This window comes from Mycobacterium sp. NGS51, from assembly GCF_059812525.1.
On sequence record NZ_JCALCV010000001.1, the window covers coordinates 348,013 to 368,688 of the forward strand.

The window sequence follows — 20,676 nt, forward strand, 5'->3', positions numbered from 1 at the left end:
AGATGACCACATTAGGTGAGGCCGGACCACTGGTCGTCGGTCTGGGCGGGACATTGCGATCGAACTCGTCGACTGAACGGGCGCTACGGAACTGTCTGACAGCCGTTGAGCGCCAAGGTGGACGCACCAAGCTGTACTGCGGCGAGGACATCGATCTGCCGATGTACAACCCGCACGAACCGGCCCGAACAGCCAGAGCCATCGAGCTGATCGGCGCGCTGCGCGAGGCGGACGCCGTCATCGTCGGCTCACCCGGCTACCACGGCGGCATCTCGGGATTGGTGAAGAACGCGCTCGACTACATCGAGGACATGCGTGACGATTCCCGGGTGTACCTGGACAACAAGCCGTGGGGGTGTATCAGCTGCGCCTACGGATGGCAGGCGGCGGTGGGCACGCTCGACCAACTCCGGGTGGTCGGTCACGCGCTGCGCGCCTGGCCCACTCCGCTGGGCGTGGCGATCAACTCGGCAGACCAGATCTGGGATGCGGCCGGAGCACTGGCCGATGCAGGTGTGCAGGCCCAGCTCGACCTGTTGGCGTCCCAGGTGCTGACGTTTGCGCGGTCGACTCCCGCCCCGAGCGCCGGCTGAGCGACCGCATGCGTTTTGTGCTGGTACACGGCGGTTTCCATGCCGGGTGGTGTTGGACACGCACGATTGCCAAGTCCCCGAACTGAGGAGCTTCGTTGGAGATCCAGCACAAGACCACCATGATCGACGGGCTCGTCACCAGCTACCTGGAAGCCGGAGCCGGCGATCCGGTCGTTTTGCTGCACGGCGGGGAGTTCGGTGCCAGTGCGGAAATCGGTTGGGAACGCAACATCGCGGCCCTGGCCGCCAATCATCGGGTCCTGGCACCGGACATACTGGGTTTCGGGCAGTCGGCCAAGGTCATCGATTTCAACGACGGGCGCGGTATGCGAGTCCGCCACGTCGCACGGTTCTGCGCTGAGTTGGGGATTGACTCCGCGTACTTCGTCGGCAATTCGATGGGCGCCATCATGCTGCTCAACGACGCCACGTCGGATTCGGCCTTGTTGCCGACACGCGCCATGGTGGTCATCTGCGGCGGCGGAGACATCCAGCGCAACCATCACATGGAGGCGCTGTACGAATACGACGCCTCCCTCGAGGGCATGCGCCGCATCGTGGCGGCACTCTTCCACGATTCCGCCTACCCGGCCGACGACGACTATGTGCGGCGCCGTTACGAATCCAGCACCGCGCCTGGTGCCTGGGAAGCCGTCGCGGCGGCGAGGTTTCGTCGTCCCGGCGCCCCGCCGCCACCGAACCCGTCGAGTAGCCGTGCGTATCCGCGCATTTCGGTTCCGACGCTGGTAATCGAAGGCGCGTGCGACAAACTACTTCCGCTCGGTTGGGCCAAGCAGATTGCCGACCAGATTCCCGACGGCCGCTCGGCTGTGGTTGAAGCGGCGGGCCATTGCCCGCAAATCGAGCAATCGTCAATTGTCAACGAATTGCTGCTGGAATTTTTTCGCTGACCGCGCAGCGACAAACGACCGTTCATCCTCGGGTGTTACCTACTCACGGTAAGCTCAGCGTTCTGTTGCCGACTATTGCCGAGCAGCGATGCGCCTGTGCGACGGAGGGTGCTTCCGCACTCGGCTCGATCCGGCGGCGGAGTGAGCGTATTCGTCACCGTGACGCTTCAAAGGAGTTGCGTGAAGGTCCATCGATTCAGCGCCGCCCTGAGCTTGCTGGCCGCCGCCGCACTGGTGTTGTCGGCGTGCAGCAGCCATGACAACAGCTCGTCGTCGCAATCCAGTGCAACGGCGGTGCCCGTGGACTGCGGCGGCAAAAAGAAGCTCAAGGCGAGTGGTTCCACCGCGCAAACGCACGCGATCGAGCAATTCGTCTATGCCTACATCCGGGCGTGCCCCGGTTACACGCTGGACTACGACGCCAATGGCTCTGGCAAGGGCGTGGAGCAGTTCCTCAGCAACGAGACTGATCTGGGCGGCTCCGACGTGGCTCTGGATCCGTCGAAGGGTGAGCCCGACAGAGCGGCGGCGCGGTGCGGTTCGCCGGCGTGGGATCTCCCGACGGTGTTCGGCCCGATCGCGATCACCTACAACATCAAAAACGTCAACACCCTGAACCTGGACGGGCCCACGACGGCGAAGATCTTCAACGGCAGCATCACGATGTGGAACGACCCGGCGATCACGGCGCTCAACAAGGGCACCAATCTGCCCCCGACGCCGATTCTGGTCGTGTTCCGCAGCGACGAGTCCGGTACCACCGACAACTTCCAGAACTACCTCGACGTTGCCTCCGACGGTGCCTGGGGCAAAGGCAGCGGCAAAACGTTCAACGGAGGTGTCGGGCAGGGCGCCGTCGGCAATGGCGGCACGTCGTCGGTGCTGCGGACCACCGACGGAGCGATCACCTACAACGAGTGGTCCTACGCGGTGGGGCGTCAGCTGAACATGGCCCAGGTCATTACCTCAGCGGGGCCGGATCCGGTGACGATCACCTCCGAATCCGTCGGCAAGACGATTGACGGTGCGAAGTTCAAGGGGCAGGGCAACGACCTGGTGGTGGACACGTCGTCGTTCTACAAGCCCACCCAGTCCGGTGCCTACCCGATCGTGCTGGCGACCTATGAGATCGTCTGCTCGAAGTATCCGGATCCCGCCACCGGCCCGGCGGTGAGAGCGTTTATGCAGGCCGCCATCGGTTCCGGTCAGGACGGTTTGGACGAGTACGGATACATTCCGCTACCGAAATCGTTCGAATCGAAACTCGAGTCGGCGGTGAATGCGATCTCGTGATCAGCGGAAGGGAGCGTCGACGGTGACCGACCCAGATTCGCGGGTGGGTTCGTGGTTCGGGCCTTATCAGCTGAAGCGGCTACTGGGCCGCGGCGGAATGGGCGAGGTCTACGAGGCTGAGGACACCCGCAAACGGCGAGTGGTGGCGTTGAAGCTGATCTCCTCGCAATTTTCCGGAAACCCGGAGTTCCGCGCCCGGATGCAACGCGAGGCCGACACCGCGGGACGGCTGACCGAGCCACATGTGGTGCCGATCCACGACTACGGCGAGATCAATGGGCAGTTCTACGTGGACATGCGCCTGATCGAGGGCACGTCGCTGCGTGAGATTCTGGCGCGCGGCGGGCCGTTGCCGCCGGGGCGGGCGGTGGCAATCGTCAGCCAGATCGCCGCCGCGCTGGACGCGGCGCATGCCAGCGGCGTGATGCATCGCGACGTCAAGCCGGAAAACATTCTGATCACCGGGAACGACTTCGCCTATCTGGTGGATTTCGGTATTGCGCGCGCCGCGACCGATCCGGGGCTGACCCAGACCGGCACCGCGATCGGGACCTACAAGTACATGGCCCCGGAGCGGTTCTCCGGCGACGAGGTCAGTTATCCCGCGGACATCTATGCGCTCGCCTGTGTATTGGCCGAGTGTTTGACGGGTGCGCCGCCCTACCGGGTGGACAGCATCGAACAGTTGGTCGCCGCGCATTTGATGCAGCCGGTGCCGCGGCCCAGCCAAATGCAACCCGGCAAGGTTCCGCCGGCCCTCGACCAGGTGATCGCCAAGGGCATGGCCAAAAAGCCCGAGGAACGCTATCGCACCGCCGGTGATCTGGCTGCAGCCGCCCACGAGGCGCTGACGGCAACCGACCAGCATCAAGCCGCCACGATTCTGCGGCGAGGCGAAGATGCCACCCAAATGGCCCCCGTCGCCGACCCGGGCCCTGCCGGTTTCCGCAACCAGTCCACGGGGTCACGTCCGCGCGGCGACGGATGGACCCAGCCGGCGTGGGCACCGCCGCCGGAGACCGGCGGCGGCAACTGGCCCAGCCAACCGGGGATCCCGGCGGCGGGCAGCCCGGGCGACACACCGGACTTCAGCAAACCGCCGGGGGCCGACGACGAGCAACGCAGGCGGTGGGTCCTCCTCGGGGCAATCGCGCTCGTCGTGGTTGGCGTCCTCGTCGCGGTTGCGATTCTGATATTCGGGTCGTCGTCCGGCCCGAAGTCGGCGAACGGGCAAGTTGACCTGCCGTTCAAGGGCCTCAACTTCCACCTCTCCCCGGGTGGCGTCGCATTGGACAGCTCCGGCAACGTCTATGTCACCAACCAGGGCATGTACGGCCGGGTGGTGAAGTTGGCGCCCGACTCGAGTAGCCCGGCCGTACTGCCGTTCACCGGCCTGTACGAACCCCAAGGGGTGGCCGTGGACAGTGCCGGCGCCGTGTATGTCACAGACTTCAACAACAGGGTGGTGAAGTTGGCGCCCGGGTCCAACGACCAGACGGACCTGCCGATCAACGGTCTCAACTATCCCGAAGGTGTGGCCGTGGACAGCGCCAACAACGTGTACGTCGCCGACCGGGGCAACGACAGGGTGGTGAAGTTCGACGCGAGTACCAACCAGCAGACTGATCTGCCCTTCAACGGTCTCAACCACCCAGATGGTGTGGCGGTGGATAGCACCGGCAACGTTTTCATCACCGATTCCGACAACAACAGGGTGCTCAAGCTGACGGCTGGGACGAACCAGCAGATCGAACTGCCGTTCACCGGTCTTGCGGTGCCCTGGGGTATCGCAGTCGACAAGGCCGGCACCGTCTACGTCACCGAACACGACAACAGCCAGGTGGTGAAGTTGCCGGCCGGGTCGGACAAACCGGTGGTGTTGCCGTTCACCGGCCTCAACACCCCGTTGGATGTCGCGGTAGACAACGACGGAAACGTCTACGTTGCCGACCGCGGCAACAACAGGGTGGAGAAGTTGCCGCCCAGTTGATCTGCCCCGGAAGTCTCAGCGGCGGAACGGCTTACCGCCGCCCGATGGACAGAATCCTGGTCGCCAAAGCGGCCACCACGTTGACGACGGCCACCACGATGATCAGGGTCAGCGCCGCGCCCCAGACCCGCAGAAAACCGGCGTGTTCGGGGTTGGTGAGTTCGGTGTAGATCAGCAGCGGCAGTGACGCCATGTTGCCGCTGAACATGTCGTAATTGATCGAGCGGCTGTAGCCGACCAGCACCAGTACCGGTGCGGTTTCTCCGATAATGCGTGCGAACGCCAACAAGACACCGGAGATGATGCCTGGCAGCGCAACGGGAATGACGATCCGCACGATCGTTTTCCACTTCGGGATGCCCAACGCGTAGCTGGCTTCCCGCAGTTCGTCAGGCACCAGCTTGAGCATCTCCTCGCCCGCGCGCACCACGATCGGCAACATCAGCAAGACCAACGCCAGCGACACCGCGAATCCGCTTTGCTCGAAGCCCAAAGTGGCGATCCAGAGGCTGAATACAAACAACGCCGCCACGATCGAGGGCACCCCGGCCAGCACGTCGACCATGAAGGTGGTCACCCGGGTCAAGCGGTCGGGACCATACTCGGCCAAGTACACCGCGACCATCAATCCCAGCGGCACGGCGATGATGGCGGCCACCGCCGCCTGCACCACCGTCCCGTACAACGCGTGGTAGACCCCGCCGGCGAATTGCTCGGGCAACACGCCGCGTAGTGAGTGGGTCCACCAGCCTGATCGGGTGACGGCGTACCAGCCACGATCAACGACGACCCACAGTAGCCAGACCAGCGGCACTAACGCGACAACGAATGAGCCGAAGAAAAGCATCGTCGCGACGTTGTTCGTGATCCGCCGCCGAATGCTGATGCCGCGAAACGCCGCAGCTTTAACCGGCCGGTCGAGCGCTGCGGTGCTCACCCGTTCACCCTTCCGCCCGCGACCGCACGGGCGGCGGCGTTGACCATGAACGTCAGCACGAACAGCACGAATCCAGCGGAAATGAAGGCCCCCGTCGGCAATGGTTCGGTGAATTCGTTTGCGGCCGAAGCGATCTTGGAAGCGAACGTATAGCCGCCGTCGAACAGCGACCAATGTCCGGGCTGGGCGGCCGCGCGCAAGATGATCAGCACCGCCACGGTTTCTCCCAGGGCACGGCCCAGCCCCAGCATTGAGGCTGCAATGACACCGCTCCGACCGAACGGCACCACGGTCATCCGCACGACCTCCCACTTCGTCGCGCCGAGTGCCTGCGCTGCTTCGATCTGCATATGCGGGGTTTGGCGGAACACTTCTCGCGACACCGACGAGATGATGGGCAGGATCATCGCGGCCAGCACGATGCCGGCGGTGAAGATGGTGCCGCCACCGACCAAGGACACATTGCCCTTGTCGAACAGAAACAACCAGCCCAGGTGGCGGTTGAGAAAGAGTTCGATCGGTTCGAGCTGCGGTGCCAGCACGAAGATCCCCCACAACCCGTAGACAATGGACGGCACCGCCGCCAGCAGATCAACCATCGCCCCCAACGGACGTGACAGTCGTACCGGGGCGTACTGGGTCAAAAACACCGCCACTCCGACCGCGACCGGCACGGCCAACACTAGGGCGAAGATCGAACTCAGCACCGTGACCATGAACAGGTCGCGAATGCCGAATGCCAGGTTCTTGGCGTCACGGGTGTCGAATTCGGCACTGGTGAAGAAATTCGCATGGTTGGCGCGCAGCGACGGCACGGCGTTGACCAGCAGAAAGATTGCGATGAGCAGGATCGCGATCACGATCGTCGCGCCGGCGGCAACGGCGACCGACTTGAACAGTCGGTCGCCGTGCCGTCCTGCGCCGCTACCTGTCGCCGTCAACCCAGGCTTTGCCCCGGTCGGATTGGGCCGGGTCAGCGATTCTCGGGAAATGGCGGCCTCAGATCAGGCGATAGCGTTGACCGAGGTGGACAGTCTCGACTTGAACGAGTCGGGAATCGGGATGTACCCGTTGTCCGCCAAGCCGTTCTGCCCTGGGCCGATGGTGGCCTGCAGGAACGCCTTGACAGCCGAACCAACCTGCGGGTCGGGATACTTCGAGCAGACGATCTCATACGTCGCCAGCACGATTGGGTAGGAGCCGGCCTGCGTCGGCTTGTAGAACGACATCGTGTCGAGGACCAAGTCGTTGCCCTGTCCCTTGATCGTTGCGCCGCTGATCGTCTTGCCGACCGAGTCGCTGCTGATCGACACCGGCTCGGGACCCGCGGACGTGACGATCTGAGCCATGTTCAGTTTCTGCGCCTGCGCGAACGACCACTCGTTGTAGGTGATCGACCCTTCGGTGTTCTTGACGGCAGCCGAAGTGCCGTCGTTGCCCTTGGCGCCCTCGCCGACGCCGCCGTTGAACGTCTTTCCGGCACCCTTGCCCCACGCGCCGTCGGACGCGGCATCGAGGTATTCCTGGAAGTTGGCTGTCGTGCCAGACTCATCGCTGCGGAACACGACGTGGATCGGCTCGGCGGGCAGCGTGGCGTTGGTGTTCAGCGCCTTGATCGCAGGGTCATCCCAGGTGGTAATGGCACCGTTGAAGATCTTGGCGGCCGTCGGCCCGTCGAGAACCAGTTTGTCTGCGCCCTTGACGTTGTAGGTGATCGCGATCGGGCCGAACACCGTGGGCAGGTTCCATGCCGGCGAGCCGCAACGCTCCTGCGCTTTGCCGGCCTCATCTGCACTCAGCGGTACGTCCGAGCCACCGAAATCGGTTTGTTTACCCAGAAATTCGTTGATCCCTGCACCCGAGCCGTTGGCGGTGTAGTTCAAGGTTTGACCTGCGCACGCTTGTTCGAACGCGTTGACGAATCGAGCCATCGCGTTGGCCTGCGCTGTCGACCCGCTGGCCTTGAGCGTTTTGGCTCCACCGCACGTGACGTTCGCCGACGACGAAGCCGCCGAACCAGACGGCTGCGCCCCTTGATTGTTCCCTTGGTTGCCTTGATTCGCGCTGTTGTCATTGCCGCACGCCGACAGCACCAGTGCGCCGGTGGCAATCACACCGAGCGCAGCGCCACATCGTTTGAGTTTCAAATCGGCTCCTTTGAACGGAAGGGATGACGACTGCATTCACTGCGCCACCAGGTCACGCCAAGCTCCGCAGCCATGCAAGTGGGGTGGGTCCGCGGCTGCTCCAAGCCGGCACCGTGTAGACGCATAGTTAAAGGCCCCACCGACGCGAACGTATCACGCACGAAGATCAGCCAGCCAGGGAATCCACCGGTTTTTCAAGATCGCCGACGACGGGAAACAGTCGTTCCTAAATCAATCGCTTGACTTAACCGAGATTGCGTCGATTAACTCATCGGTGTGGTCAACGAATTAGCCGGCAAGGTCGCGATCGTCACCGGCGGTGCCTCGGGCATCGGCGCTGGCATCGTCGAGAGGTTCCTGACGGAGGGCGCCCGGGTGGTGATCGGTGATGTCGATGCCGATCGGGGCAAAGCGCTAGCCGAAAGGCATGGCGCCCAAGCGGATTTCCGTCAGACCGACACTGCAGACCCCGACCAGGTCACCGAGTTGGTGTCGTGGGCGGTTCGGCAGGTCGGCGGCCTTGACATCATGGTCAACAACGCCGGTATTTCCAGTCGGATGCACCGCAGTTTTCTGGAGGACGACCTCGCCGACTTCCAGCGGGTGATGGCGGTCAACGTGCTCGGCGTCATGGCAGGCACCCGCGAGGCGGCGCGGCACATGGCGACCGCCGGCGGCGGTTCGATCGTCAATGTGTCGTCGATCGGTGGTATCCAGGCCGGTGGCGGGGTGATGACGTATCGCGCTTCTAAGGCGGCGGTCATCCAGTTCACCAAGTCTGTGGCAATCGAGCTGGCACATTACGAGATCCGGGTCAATTGCATTGCTCCGGGCAATATTCCCACTCCGATACTGGCATCGTCGGCCTCCGCCAAGTCGCCTGAAGAGCTCGAACGCTTCGAGCACACGATCCGGGAGCAGATGCGGGCCGACCGGCCGCTGCAGCGCGAGGGCACGCCGGACGACGTCGCCGAAGCCGCGCTCTATTTGGCCGGCGACCGATCCCGCTACGTCACTGGGACGGTGCTTCCGGTCGACGGCGGAACGTCGGCCGGCAAAGCGATCCGCCGGCGTCGTCCGACCGTTTAAATCAATCGCTTGACTTAAACCGCGCTGCGCGGTTGACTAGGCGGCGTGACTACGGCCAGGCCCGCGCGCACCGAGCGGGCCAGCACGACTCAGGAGGCGATCCTGACTGCGGCTGAGCGGTTGTTCGCCGAACACGGGGTTTTCGCGGTGTCCAACCGGCAGGTCAGCGAGGCCGCCGGCCAGGGCAACAATGCTGCGGTCGGCTACCACTTCGGCACCAAAACTGATCTGGTACGAGCCATTGAACACAAGCACCGGGCGCCCATCGAGCGACTGCGCGACAAGATGGTTGCTCAGCTTTTGCAGGCCGGCGCGTCTAACGAGATGCGCGACTGGGTAGCGTGCCTGGTGCGTCCGCTCACCGAGCATCTCGCCGAGCTGGGCAACCCCACTTGGTACGCGCGGTTTGCCGCACAGGTGATGACCGACCCGGCCTATCACAACATCGTCGTCAAGGATGCGCTGACATCCCCGTCGCTGGTGCAGGTGATCGACGGCATCAACGGCTGCCTGCCCGAGTTGCCGGTCGAGGTTCGGGTGGAGCGCAATCTGATGGCCCGCAACCTGCTGATGCACACCTGCGCCGATCGGGAACGGGCCATGGCTAGCGGATCGACGGCATCGAATCGCGGCGATCGCAAGCTCGGCGTAGCCGAGGGCCGGGGGCACCTCCCGCTTGCGGGGGACGGGTCGCCGCTATTGACGGGCGCATCGGTGCCCCGAACCAGTTGGCAGGCCGCCGGTTCCGGTCTCATCGACGCGATCGTGGGTTTGTGGCTTGCCCCGGTCAGTGAAAGAAGCGGCCGGTGAAAGTAACTGTCGACCAAGACGCATGCGCCTCTTCGGGAAACTGCGTGATGCGGGCGCCCGAAGTTTTCGACCAACGCGACGAGGACGGTGTCGTGGTGCTGCTCAACCAAAACCCATTAGCCGAGCAGGCTGACGACGCCCGCGGCGCCGCCGCGGTGTGCCCCGCCCAAGCCATTCACATCGAGGAGTGAGAAGTGTCCGACACGCTCACCGGCGCCGCGACCGAGACCACGTCGGGAATTCCGGAATACCCGATGGCGAGGTCGGGCGGTTGCCCGTTCGCGCCGCCGCCGGACGTGATGGCGCTTGCACAGACGAAACCGCTTTCCCGGGTGCGGATCTGGGACGGCAGCATGCCGTGGCTGATCACCGGCTACCAGGAGGCGCGGGCACTGTTCGGTGACCCGCGGGTCAGTGTCGACGACCGGCGGGATGGCTTTCCGCACTGGAACGAAGGCATGCTGGCGACGGTGCACAAGCGTCCCCGGTCGGTGTTCACCTCCGACGGTGCCGAACATATTCGCTTCCGGCGCATGCTGTCCCGCCCGCTGACCTCCCGGCGAGTTGAAGCCATGCGCCCAGCGATCGGGCAGATCATCGACGAGCACGTCGACGCCATCTTGGCCGGCCCGCAACCCGCCGATCTGGTGACGGCGCTGGCGTTGCCGATCCCGTCGCTGGTGATCAGTGAACTGCTCGGCGTCCCTTACGAAGATCACGGCTTCTTCCAAGAGCACGCGACGATGGGCGTCTCCCGGTACGCGACCGCCAAGGACACCGCCGCAGGTGCGACCGAGCTGTCCAAGTATCTGATCCGGCTGTTGGAGGCCCGGATAACCGAACCCACTGAAGACATGGTGTCGGATTTGGGGGACCGGGTGAAATCCGGCGAACTCAGTCTCAAGGAGGCGACTCAGCTGGGCACCGGGATGCTGATAGCCGGCCACGAAACCACCGCGAACATGATCGGTCTGGGGATTCTTGCGCTGCTACAAGAGCCCGAGAAGTTGGCGGTGGTCCGAGACACCAACGACGACACCGTGATCGCCAACGCGGTCGAGGAACTGCTGCGCTACCTGTCCATCATTCAGAACGGGCAGCGCCGGGTGGCCGCTGAGGACATCGAGATCGCCGGCGAGGTGATCCGTGCCGGCGAGGGCATCATCATCGACTTGGCTCCGGCGAACTGGGACCCCGCCGAGTTCCCGGACCCCGAGGTAGTCGATCTGAATCGGCCCGCCCGCCAGCATTTGGCGTTCGGTTTCGGCCCGCACCAATGCGTCGGCCAGCAGTTGGCCCGCGTGGAGTTGCAGATGGTCTTTCACAAATTGTTCCGGCGCATGCCCACCCTGAAACTGGCTGTGCCGTTCGACAAGATCCCGTTCAAAAATGACCGCCTCGCCTACGGCGTCTACGAGTTGCCGGTGACCTGGTGATCGCCTATACGGGCCAGGCCTAGATGACTACCCTCGAAAACCAAGCCGATCCGATTGGAGGATCAACGATGTCCAGCCAGTCCACCCTCTCGCTTTACCCGCCCGGAGGATACGGCGCACCCAAGGATCGACGTGGACACGCCGACGTCAAAAGCACCGGATTGCCGGCAGGCACGGTGGTTTTCTCTGCAGACAACCACATTTCGCTTGCCGAGGACATCTTCTACGAGCGTTTCCCGGATGACCTCAAAGACAAGGCGCCGCGAATCTGGTACGAGGATGGCGCCTATCAGGTCGGCCGCAAAGGGCAGTCGTTCCTGCCGGGCGACTTCAGCGCGGTGCTGATGCAGTACGACGACCTACCGGGGGCCGGAAGCACCAACATCGAAGCGCGAATCCAGGAGTTGCGCGACGACGGGGTCGCCAAGGAGTTGGCATTCCCCAACGCGATCCTGGCGCTCTTCCACTACCCGGACAAAATGCTTCGCGAACTCGCGTTCCGCATCTACAACGAGTACATCGCCGAGTTGCAGGAGCGATCAGGCGGTCACTTTTACGGTGCGGGCCTGATCAACTGGTGGGACCCGGAAGGTACCCGCCGGACGCTTGCGGAGCTGAAATCGCTTGGCCTCAAGACGTTCCTGCTTCCGCTGAACCCGGGGAAGGACGACGAGGGCAATATCATCGACTATGCCAGTGATGCCATGAGCCCGGTGTGGGACGAGATCGAAGAAGCCGGCCTGCCGGTCACCCATCACATCGGCGAGACGCCGCCGAAAACCCCATGCGAATTCAACAGCGTGGTGGTCGGCATGATGATCAACATCGACGGCTTCCGGGAAACCTTCTCCAAGTACATCTTCTCCGGCATCCTCGACCGGCATCCGAAGCTGCGGATCGGCTGGTTCGAAGGCGGGATCGCCTGGGTGCCATGGGCTTTACAGGACGCCGAGCATCTCGTCGCGTCCTATCAGCACATGTTCAACCGTCCCGTCGAGCACGACGTGCGGTACTACTGGGACAAGCACATGAGCGCGTCGTTCATGGTCGACCCGCTGGGTTTGCAGTTGATCGACAAGATCGGCGTCGACAAGGTGATGTGGTCGAGCGACTACCCGCACAACGAAAGCACCTACGGCTATTCCGAGAAGTCGCTGGCCGCAGTCGTCGATGCGGTCGGTCCGGAGGCGGCTATGCAGATTGTGAGCGGCAACATCACCCAATTCCTCGGACTGTAAGGCAGTTTGGTGACCACGTTTATGCAGGCAGCGCCGTCTGCAATCGAGATCCCGGACACTCCAGACCTCGACCGGATGCGCTTTCAGACCGGTGCGCGGCTACGCTCGGCGATGGCCGACCGCGGCGTCGACGCGTTGATCCTGCTGGGAAACAACAACGTCGTCTATGCCACCGGTGCGAGCTGGCCACTGGGCGATGCCGGGTTGTCCTACGTCGAGCGCCCCGTCGCGGTGGTGTGCGCCGACGACCCGTGGCCACATTTGTTCCTGCCGTTCCGCGAAGGTACGGCATCGGAATCCGGGCTGCCCGCCGACCATCTGCACGGCCCGGTCTATTTGGAGTTCGACGAGGGCGTGCAGAACTTCGCGCGGGTGGTCGCCGAATTGGTGCCCGCCGAGGCGGTCGTCGCGGTCGACGAGTTCACCGGAGCGATGCGGCGCGCCCAGGACCAGTTGTTCCGGGCGGGCAGACCGGTCGATGCCGCCCAGGTGATTGGTGCCGCCAAGCTCATCAAGACTCCCGACGAGTTGGCCTGTATCCGCACGGCGTGCCGGATCACCGACCAGGCCATGGTCGACGTGCAGGCCGCTCTGGCCCCCGGCATTCGCCAAATCGATCTGTCGGCCGGATTTTTGCGTCGCGCCTTTGAGCTGGGCGCGATGGCCAGCATGCTCGAACCGATCTGGCAAGTGATGCCGAAGAACAAGGCCGACGGGGTGTGGACCACCCACGGCGATCTGGCGTTGCCGCTGCTGACAACCGAGCGCGAACTGGTTGCCGGCGACGTGTTGTGGACCGACGTCAGCATCACCTACGCCGGCTACTGCTCGGACTTCGGCCGAACCTGGGTGGTGGGCCAGGACCCCACACCGCGCCAGCAGGCACAGTTCGACCGGTGGCGGGAAATCATGACCGCGGTGCTCGGTGTTACGCGTGCCGGCTCTACCGCCGCGCAGCTGGGTAGAGCCGCCACGAAAGCCAATGGTGGCAGTCGGCCGTGGCTGCCGCACTTCTACCTGGGTCACGGTATCGGCGTGAACGCTGCTGAAACACCAATGATCGGAACCGATCTCGGTGACGAGTTTGACGAGAACTTTGTTTTCGAACCCGGAATGGTGCTGGTCCTGGAGCCGGTGGTGTGGGAGGACGGCACCGGCGGCTATCGCAGCGAAGAAATCATCGTCATCACCGAGGAAGGCTGGATCCCGTTGACCGACTACCCCTATGACCCCTATGGCCATGGCCACTGAGGTTCTGCCCGACGACCGCGCGCTGCGCTGCGGGCGCCGCGAGCGCGCGCTGGCCCAAATGGCGGCCCACGACCTCGACATCCTGGTGCTCGGTCGGCAGGCCAACGTGCGCTACGTGACCGGTGCGCCACAGCTATGGGTGGCCGGCACCCGCCCGTTTGGTCCGACCTGTGTCGTCGTCGCGGAAACCGGGGCCATCCACCTGCTCAGCACCTGGGACGAGGGAGTGCCCGAGGATATCCCGCACGAGAACCTCTACGGCATCGCCTGGAATCCGATGAACACCATCTCGGTGCTGCAAGGCATCGAGAGCGCGGCCACAGCGAAACGCGTTGGCACCGACGCGCTTTCCCCCGGCTTCGCACAGTTGCTGCCGGTAGCCTTTCCCAACGCCGAACTGGTGGACGGGGAGCTGGCGATGCGGGCCGCCCGGCGTATCAAGACAGCCGAAGAGGTGACGGCACTGCGTGAGTCCATCCGGGTGGCCGAGAACGGACTGGCCGCGGCGGTGGCCGAATTGCGGCCCGGAGTCAGCGAGAAGACCCTGGCCGGCGTCGTGCTGGAGGCCATGGCGGCCGGCGGGGTGAGCACCCCGGCCACCCAGGACGTGGCATGGGTGACCTCGCGCGATCATCCGTGGCGGCGGGGCAGCGACGATGGACGAGCCGCGTCCGGTGACCTGGTGGCACTGTCGGCGGGTGTGCTTGCCGGCGGTTACGCCGGCGAAGTCGGCCGCAGCTGGCCGGTGGGCGAAGTCGATGGTGCCGCCGATCTCTACCGGCGGTGGGAATTGCTGTGGGACAGGCTCTATGATGCGTGTCAGCCAGCCGCTCCGGCCGCTGAACTGCTCGCCGCCTACCACGCTGCGGGGGAGCCGCTGCCGCCGATGCCGGTGGCACGCGGGTTGGGGCTGGGTTTCGACCCGCCGGTGGTCTCGGCGCATCTGCCGGCAACCGCCGCCGAGGAACAGTTGGAGCCCGGCATGGTGCTCGCCGTCACCGGTTACGTTTGGGAACGACGCGTCGGCGCGGTGTTCGGCCGTGAGGCGGTGCTGATCACTGCGGACGGTCCAGAGTTGCTGACCACGAGTCCGTCATGGCAAGGCGTCGTCCATGCCTGACAACCCTCCGCCGCCCGAGGAGATCATCCTCTACGCGAAGGACCCGAAGACAAAGATCGCGACGATCACGTTCAACCGGCCCGAGTTTCTCAACGCGCCCACCACCGCGGCGCGGCTTCGCTACGCCGATCTGCTGCACGGCGCCACCGTCGACGACGACGTCAAGGTGGTGGTGATCCGCGGCGTCGGCGACGACCTCGGCAGCGGCGCCGACCTTCCCGAGTTCATGGCGGGTCGCGATTCGCCTGAGGCTCGGCTGGCCGAACTGAGACTGGAAGACGACGGAATTCGGTACCCGCCCAAAGGATCGTTTCGTCACGGCGCAACGATCAGCCAGTGGTACGCCAACGCGCAGGCCGGGAATCGGACGTTGCAGGAATTCAAGAAGATCAGCATCGTCGAAGCCAAGGGATACTGCTACGGCTGGCATTTCTACCAGGCCGCCGACGCCGACCTGGTGATCGCCTCCGACGATGCGTTGTTCGGCCACCCGTCGTTCCGCTACTACGGCTGGGGGCCGCGAATGTGGACCTGGGTTCAGACGATGGGCCTGCGCACTTTTCAGGAAATGGTCTTCACCGGAAGGCCGTTCACCGCCGACGAGATGTTCCATTGCAACTTCTTGAACAAGGTCGTGCCGCGGGAGCAGCTGGAGGCCGAAGTCGACAAGTACGCGCTGGCGTGTGCACGTAACCGCCCCACCGATACCATCTTCATGCAGAAAGTCTTCTTCGAGGTGGTCAAACAGCACCAGGGCGAATATCTCGGCAGCCTGCTGACCGGTTTGTTCGAGTCGCTGGGCGGCAGTGCGGTTCCCGACGGGGACAATTTGATGCTCGACGACGCCATCGACAGCGGGCTGAACGACGCGGTCAAGGACAACGACAGCAAGTTTCCGCCCGAGTTCCGGTTGAGCAAGTCAAACCGCGAGAAGAACGGGTAACCGTGGAGCCGCTACACGGCCCCTTGGACGGCTATACCGTCGTCGATCTGTCCACCGCCATCGCCGGTGCCTACTGCACCAAACTCTTGGCCGACGGCGGTGCTCGGGTGATCAAAGTCGAGCCACCGCAAGGAGATCCGCTGCGGCGATGGTCCGCGTCGGGTTCGGGCATCGAATCAGGCAGCGACGGAGCCCTGTTCAGTTTCTTGTCCTGCTCCAAGCACAGCGTGGTCGCCGATCCCGAGAGCGATGCCGCGTTGGTCAACGGTCTGCTGGCATCCGCCGATGCGGTGGTGTGGTCGCGCGGCTCGGCGGTTGCCGAGCACTCGTCGTTTGCCCCCGCCGAAATCCGCCGGGAGCACCCGCATTTGATCGTCACCGCGATCACCCCGTTCGGGCTGACGGGGCCGTGGCGGGATCGGCCGGCGACCGAATTCACCTTGCAGGCGTGGTCGGGGGGCATCGTCGGACTCGGTCGCGGATCGGCGGATCGGGCACCGGTATTCGTCGGCGGCCAGATCGGGGAATACGTGGCGGGGGCGTTTGCCAGTGCGATCACCCTGGCGTCGCGACTGCGTCAGATCGACAGCGGCGCCGGTGAGCTCGTCGACCTGTCCATGCTGGAGACTCAGATCCTGGGCCTCACGTATTACCCAGTGAGCTACTTCGAGATGCTCGGCCGACCATGGCGCGATGCCCGCCGGCTCACCGTCCCAGGGATCGCGCGGACCAAGGACGGCCTCATCGACGTCGGCTGCGGGACGGCCCAGCAGTGGTTCGATCTCTGCGCGATGACCGGTCACCAGGACTGGATCGACGAGGAATCGCCGCTCACGATCACCGAGCAGGCCAACGAGAAGGCGGACGACATCTACGCCTGGTTCGAAGAGCAGACGGTCGAGGAGATCCGCGACCTCGCCACCGCCTTCCGCGTTCCCAACGCTCCAGTGGCCCACGGCGCCAACATCACCGGGCTGGATCACTTCCAACAGCGCCGGTCATTCGTCACCAATCCTCGGGACGGCTTCAATCAGCCCGGCCATCCTTACCGCTTTCAGCCCCCTCTGCTGCCGGCACCACGACCCGCCCCGCGACTCGGTGAACATACCGCCCACTACCGCCAGGTCCGCCCGCCCGCGCGCCAGGCGGCGAGCGGCGCCGCGGATCGGCTGCCGTTCACCGGACTGCGGGTGCTGGACATGACGACATTCTGGGCGGGCCCATCCTGCACGCATTTCCTGGCGCTGCTCGGCGCCGAGGTCATCCATGTGGAGTCGACCGGACGGCCGGACGGCACCCGGCTGATCGCCGGAGTGCCGATGACCGAAGACCGATGGTGGGAGCGCTCGCCGATCTTTTCCGGCCTCAACACCAACAAGAAGGGCTTGACGCTCGATCTGCAGACTACTGCCGGACGGGATCTGCTGCGCCGGTTCGTCGCGACATCTGACGTGATCGTCGAGAACTTCACGCCCCGGGTGCTCGAACAGATCGGACTGGATTTCGCGGCCGTACAGGCCATACGGCCTGACGCGATCCTGCTGAGGATGCCCGGATTCGGACTCGACGGACCCTGGCGAGACAATCCTGCCTTCGCCTATGTGATCGAGGCCGCGTCCGGATTGAGTTGGCTCACCGGCTATCCCGATCGCAACCCGTATGACCCATATTCGGTTGGCGATCCCAACGCCGGTATACACGCGGTCAACGCGCTTCTGCTGGCACTGGAGCACCGACGCCGAACCGGGAAAGGGGTGCTGGTGGAAGCCGCCATGGTCGACGCCGCGATCAACGTCGCTGCCGAACAGGTCGTCGAATACAGCGCCTACGACGCCCTGCTAAAACGTGCCGGTAACCGTGGGCCCACGGCGGCACCGCAAAACCTCTACCGCACCGCCGACGTCGACGAATTCGGCCGCCTCGACAGCTGGGTCGCGGTCGCGGTGGCAACCGACGAACAGTGGGCCGGCCTGCGCGACGCCCTCGGCCGGCCGCAGTGGGCGATGGATCCGGCATTGTCCGATGCGGCCGGTCGGCGGCAACGACACGACCGGATCGACGAGCAGCTCAACGCCTGGTGTCAGAGCCGTAGCGGCGACGAGATTGTGCAGTGTCTCTGGGAAGCCGGTGTCCCGGTCGCAAAGGTCATCCAGCCGCATCGGCAAACCGAGCTGCCGCAGCTGGCTTTCCGCGGTTTCTTCGAAACCGTCGGCCACCCGGTCAACCAGTCGGTCCCACACAGCACAGTGCCGGCGCGTTTTTCCCGCGGACCTCACCGCTTCCACCAGCAGTCCGCGCCGCTGCTCGGTCAACACAATCATGAACTACTTGCCGAACTCGGGCTCACCGAGGCCGAGATCGCCGAGCTGGAAGCCGACGGCGTTATCGGCTCGGCACCGGGCGTCGCGAGAAAGGCTAAAGCCCAATGAAGTTCGGTATTCCGTTGGCGCGCGCCCATCCGGGCCTGTGGCCCGAGCTGACGAAGCAGGCGGAGGGGCTGGGTTTCGAGTCGGTCTGGCTCCCTGAGCATCTGGTGTTTCCGGTCGCGATGAGCGGCAGTCCTCACCAGGGCGATGCCCATCCACCGGTTCCGCCCCAGACACCGATTTTCGATGCGCTGAACTACCTGTCGTTTCTCGCCGCCCAGACCGAGACGATCCGCTTGGGCACCTATGTCTACAACATCGGCCTGCGCCACCCCTTCGTCAGCGCACGCGCCGCTGCGACCCTGGACATCGTGTCGGGCGGCCGCTTCGACTTCGGTGTCGGCGCGAGCTGGCTGCGCGAAGAGTGGGAGGCGGTCGGTCTGGACTTCGACAGCCGCGGTCCGCGGGTCGACGAGGCATTGCAGGTGTGTCGCGCGTTGTGGAGACAACCCAGCGTCGAACACCACGGCCGCTTCTTCGATTTCGGCGAAGTGATGTTCGAGCCCAAGCCGGTGCAGCCGGGTGGCCCGCCGTTGCACATCGGCGGCGACGGAAAGGCCGCGTTGCGCCGGGTCGCACGGCTGGGCGATGGCTGGTTGCCGATGAACCACACCGTGGATCGGATACCGGAGTCGGTACGCATACTGTCCGGGCTGTGGGCCGAACATGGGCGCAGCGGCAAACCACAAGTCACCACATCCGTACCGATCTCCTCGGCCGACGATGTCCAGCGCGCCGCTGCCGTCGGTATCGACCGGCTCATCGTCGCACCGTGGCAACGAACCCGGGACGCACTCGAGGGCATCGCTCGCTTCGCCGATCAGTATTTCGAAAATGCGACTGCGGCAGGCTAGATTCCGTGGCAATCAGTCCGACCGACATCCAGCTCAGTGGTCGCGTCGCAGTGGTGACTGGAGGGGGAGCAGGTATCGGCCGCGGCATTGCGGCGGGCCTGGCTGCCTTCGACGCATCGGTGGCGATCTGGGAGCGCGAGGCCGAAAGTTGCGTTGCCACCGCCGAATCGATTGGCGCACTGGGCATTGTCACCGACGTTCGCGACAGCGGACAGGTCGACGCCGCACTACGGCGCACGACCGAGGAACTTGGCCCGGTGACAATCCTGGTGAACAACGCCGACGGGACGTTCCGCTCTCCGTTGCTAGAGACCAGCGAGAACGGCTGGGATGCGCTCTACAAGGCCAACCTCCGTCATGTGCTGTTGTGCACTCAGCGGGTGGCACGGCTGATGGTAGCCGCCGGCTTGCCCGGCAGCGTTGTCAACCTGACGTCGATCGAAGGCGTGCGCGCCGCACCCGGTTACGCCGCATACGCGGCCGCCAAAGCCGGCGTCATCAACTACACCAAAACCGCGGCGTTCGAACTCGCGCCGTACGGCATCCGGGTCAACGCACTGGCGCCGGACATCACCATCACCGAGGGACTCGCTAACCTTGGAGGGCTGAGCCCCGATATCGGCCAGGCTATCCCGCTGGGCCGGCCCGGGACTGTGGACGAAGTGGCCAGTGCCGCGGTGTTTCTCGCCTCAAACATGGCAAGCTACATCACTGGGCAGACGATTCATGTCGACGGCGGGACACAGGCTGCGGGCGGCTGGTATCACCATCCGACGACTGGTGAACCCACGCTTGGCCCCGCCTAGTGGGTCCAGCCGTGGGCGGCCTGGTCGTCGAAAGTGCGGTCGATCCGCTCGAACCTACGCTGGATTGAACCCCGCGACGCCTGGTGCGGTAGGACGTAAAGCCGATTGGCCAGTATGGCTTCCACCGTCAGCCCGGCAACGGCATCGACGTCAAGGACGCCCTCCTCGGCGGTGTCGGGGCTCGGAACAGGCTGCCCTACCGGGCCTCCGTATTCAGAACTGCGGTTGCGTTCCGAGTCGCCGATATTGGTTCCGACAAGCATCGGGCACAGCACCGACACCCCGATATTGTTCGCCTTGACCTCGCGAGCCAGCGCCTCGGCAAGTGCGACCACGCCATATTTGGCGACCGAATACGGCCCGAGCCCGACGTTCGATACCAGGCCGGCGAATGACGAGGTGAACACCATGTGGCCACCGTCGCCCTGCTCGAGGAGTCGGGGCAAGAACGCTTCGACGCCGTGGATCGGGCCCCAGAGGTCGACGTCGATCACCCAGCGCCAGTCGTCGTGCGACATCTGCGCGATCGGCCCGGCCACCGCAACGCCGGCATTGTTAAAGACCACATGAACCCGTCCGAGCAGACGAAACGCCTCGGCGGCCAAGTGGTTAACTTCGTCGAGGTGGCGGACATCGCAGACCACGCCGTGCGCATCGAGGCCCTCGGCGCGCAGCCGCGCGACGGCCTGCTCGAGCGCAGGACCTTCGACATCGCCCAATACGACGGCCGCACCGCGCCGGGCAAGCTCGCTGGCGGTGGCGAAACCGATGCCACTTGCGCCGCCGGTAATGACCGCGCCGCGCCCTTCAAACCCGCGCATAAGACGGGACT

19 protein-coding genes are annotated in these 20,676 nt (G+C 64.6%); 15 read left to right on the top strand and 4 right to left on the bottom strand.

Annotation, left to right across the window (positions count from 1 at the left end; all coding sequences use genetic code 11):
- The first annotated feature begins 2 nt into the window (after positions 1-2).
- From AC5Y5W_RS01815 to AC5Y5W_RS01830, 4 genes are all read left to right on the top strand, one after another.
- Complete coding sequence (locus AC5Y5W_RS01815; protein ID WP_500008777.1) at positions 3-593, top strand: NADPH-dependent FMN reductase; 591 nt, start codon at positions 3-5, stop codon at positions 591-593.
- Between the two features lie 95 nt (positions 594-688).
- Positions 689-1,504, top strand: coding sequence for an alpha/beta fold hydrolase (locus AC5Y5W_RS01820; RefSeq protein WP_500008778.1), 816 nt, complete (start codon positions 689-691; stop codon positions 1,502-1,504).
- Positions 1,505-1,684: 180 nt separating this feature from the next.
- On the top strand, positions 1,685-2,797 hold the full coding sequence (gene pstS, locus AC5Y5W_RS01825; RefSeq protein WP_500008779.1) for a phosphate ABC transporter substrate-binding protein PstS: 1,113 nt from the start codon (positions 1,685-1,687) through the stop codon (positions 2,795-2,797).
- Positions 2,784-4,787, top strand: a complete 2,004-nt coding sequence (locus tag AC5Y5W_RS01830) for a serine/threonine-protein kinase PknD (RefSeq protein ID WP_500008780.1) — start codon at positions 2,784-2,786, stop codon at positions 4,785-4,787. The genes pstS (AC5Y5W_RS01825) and AC5Y5W_RS01830 overlap by 14 nt, the downstream gene beginning before the upstream one ends.
- 31 nt (positions 4,788-4,818) lie before the next feature.
- On the opposite strand, the gene pstA is transcribed toward AC5Y5W_RS01830, so the two are convergent.
- The 3 genes from pstA to pstS (AC5Y5W_RS01845) form a co-directional block, all read right to left on the bottom strand.
- Positions 4,819-5,724: a phosphate ABC transporter permease PstA gene (gene pstA / locus AC5Y5W_RS01835; RefSeq protein WP_500008781.1), complete on the bottom strand. Its 906-nt coding sequence runs from the start codon at positions 5,722-5,724 to the stop codon at positions 4,819-4,821.
- Complete coding sequence (gene pstC / locus AC5Y5W_RS01840; protein WP_500008782.1) at positions 5,721-6,665, bottom strand: phosphate ABC transporter permease subunit PstC; 945 nt, start codon at positions 6,663-6,665, stop codon at positions 5,721-5,723. Before pstC ends, pstA begins: the two co-directional genes overlap by 4 nt.
- A gap of 63 nt (positions 6,666-6,728) precedes the next feature.
- Complete coding sequence (gene pstS / locus AC5Y5W_RS01845) at positions 6,729-7,871, bottom strand: phosphate ABC transporter substrate-binding protein PstS (RefSeq protein WP_500008783.1); 1,143 nt, start codon at positions 7,869-7,871, stop codon at positions 6,729-6,731.
- Between the two features lie 276 nt (positions 7,872-8,147).
- Between pstS (AC5Y5W_RS01845) and AC5Y5W_RS01850 the strand changes: the two genes are divergently transcribed.
- From AC5Y5W_RS01850 to AC5Y5W_RS01900, 11 genes are all read left to right on the top strand, one after another.
- Positions 8,148-8,960, top strand: a complete 813-nt coding sequence (locus tag AC5Y5W_RS01850) for an SDR family NAD(P)-dependent oxidoreductase (protein ID WP_500008784.1) — start codon at positions 8,148-8,150, stop codon at positions 8,958-8,960.
- A gap of 45 nt (positions 8,961-9,005) precedes the next feature.
- Complete coding sequence (locus AC5Y5W_RS01855; protein ID WP_500008785.1) at positions 9,006-9,770, top strand: TetR/AcrR family transcriptional regulator; 765 nt, start codon at positions 9,006-9,008, stop codon at positions 9,768-9,770.
- Positions 9,767-9,961: a ferredoxin gene (locus AC5Y5W_RS01860; RefSeq protein WP_500008786.1), complete on the top strand. Its 195-nt coding sequence runs from the start codon at positions 9,767-9,769 to the stop codon at positions 9,959-9,961. Before AC5Y5W_RS01855 ends, AC5Y5W_RS01860 begins: the two co-directional genes overlap by 4 nt.
- A gap of 3 nt (positions 9,962-9,964) precedes the next feature.
- The gene (locus tag AC5Y5W_RS01865) at positions 9,965-11,206 is read left to right on the top strand and encodes a cytochrome P450 (protein WP_500008787.1); all 1,242 of its coding nucleotides are present in this window, start codon (positions 9,965-9,967) and stop codon (positions 11,204-11,206) included.
- Positions 11,207-11,382: 176 nt separating this feature from the next.
- Positions 11,383-12,444 carry an amidohydrolase family protein gene (locus tag AC5Y5W_RS01870; protein WP_500008855.1) on the top strand — a complete coding sequence of 354 codons (1,062 nt, stop codon included), beginning with the start codon at positions 11,383-11,385 and terminating at the stop codon, positions 12,442-12,444.
- A 21-nt stretch (positions 12,445-12,465) separates the two neighbouring features.
- Positions 12,466-13,695 carry a M24 family metallopeptidase gene (locus tag AC5Y5W_RS01875; protein WP_500008856.1) on the top strand — a complete coding sequence of 410 codons (1,230 nt, stop codon included), beginning with the start codon at positions 12,466-12,468 and terminating at the stop codon, positions 13,693-13,695.
- A complete protein-coding gene (locus AC5Y5W_RS01880; RefSeq protein WP_500008788.1) occupies positions 13,685-14,815 on the top strand; it encodes a M24 family metallopeptidase in 1,131 nt (376 codons plus the stop codon). The genes AC5Y5W_RS01875 and AC5Y5W_RS01880 overlap by 11 nt, the downstream gene beginning before the upstream one ends.
- Positions 14,808-15,758, top strand: a complete 951-nt coding sequence (locus tag AC5Y5W_RS01885; RefSeq protein WP_500008790.1) for an enoyl-CoA hydratase/isomerase family protein — start codon at positions 14,808-14,810, stop codon at positions 15,756-15,758. Before AC5Y5W_RS01880 ends, AC5Y5W_RS01885 begins: the two co-directional genes overlap by 8 nt.
- Positions 15,759-15,760: 2 nt before the next feature.
- The gene (locus AC5Y5W_RS01890; protein ID WP_500008791.1) at positions 15,761-18,187 is read left to right on the top strand and encodes a CaiB/BaiF CoA-transferase family protein; all 2,427 of its coding nucleotides are present in this window, start codon (positions 15,761-15,763) and stop codon (positions 18,185-18,187) included.
- Positions 18,184-19,038, top strand: coding sequence for an LLM class F420-dependent oxidoreductase (locus AC5Y5W_RS01895; RefSeq protein ID WP_500008792.1), 855 nt, complete (start codon positions 18,184-18,186; stop codon positions 19,036-19,038). Before AC5Y5W_RS01890 ends, AC5Y5W_RS01895 begins: the two co-directional genes overlap by 4 nt.
- A 5-nt stretch (positions 19,039-19,043) precedes the next feature.
- On the top strand, positions 19,044-19,844 hold the full coding sequence (locus AC5Y5W_RS01900) for an SDR family NAD(P)-dependent oxidoreductase (RefSeq protein ID WP_500008793.1): 801 nt from the start codon (positions 19,044-19,046) through the stop codon (positions 19,842-19,844).
- Here AC5Y5W_RS01900 and AC5Y5W_RS01905 read toward each other — a convergent pair.
- Positions 19,841-20,665, bottom strand: a complete 825-nt coding sequence (locus AC5Y5W_RS01905) for an SDR family NAD(P)-dependent oxidoreductase (protein ID WP_500008794.1) — start codon at positions 20,663-20,665, stop codon at positions 19,841-19,843. The genes AC5Y5W_RS01900 and AC5Y5W_RS01905 overlap by 4 nt on opposite strands.
- Positions 20,666-20,676: the final 11 nt, after the last annotated feature.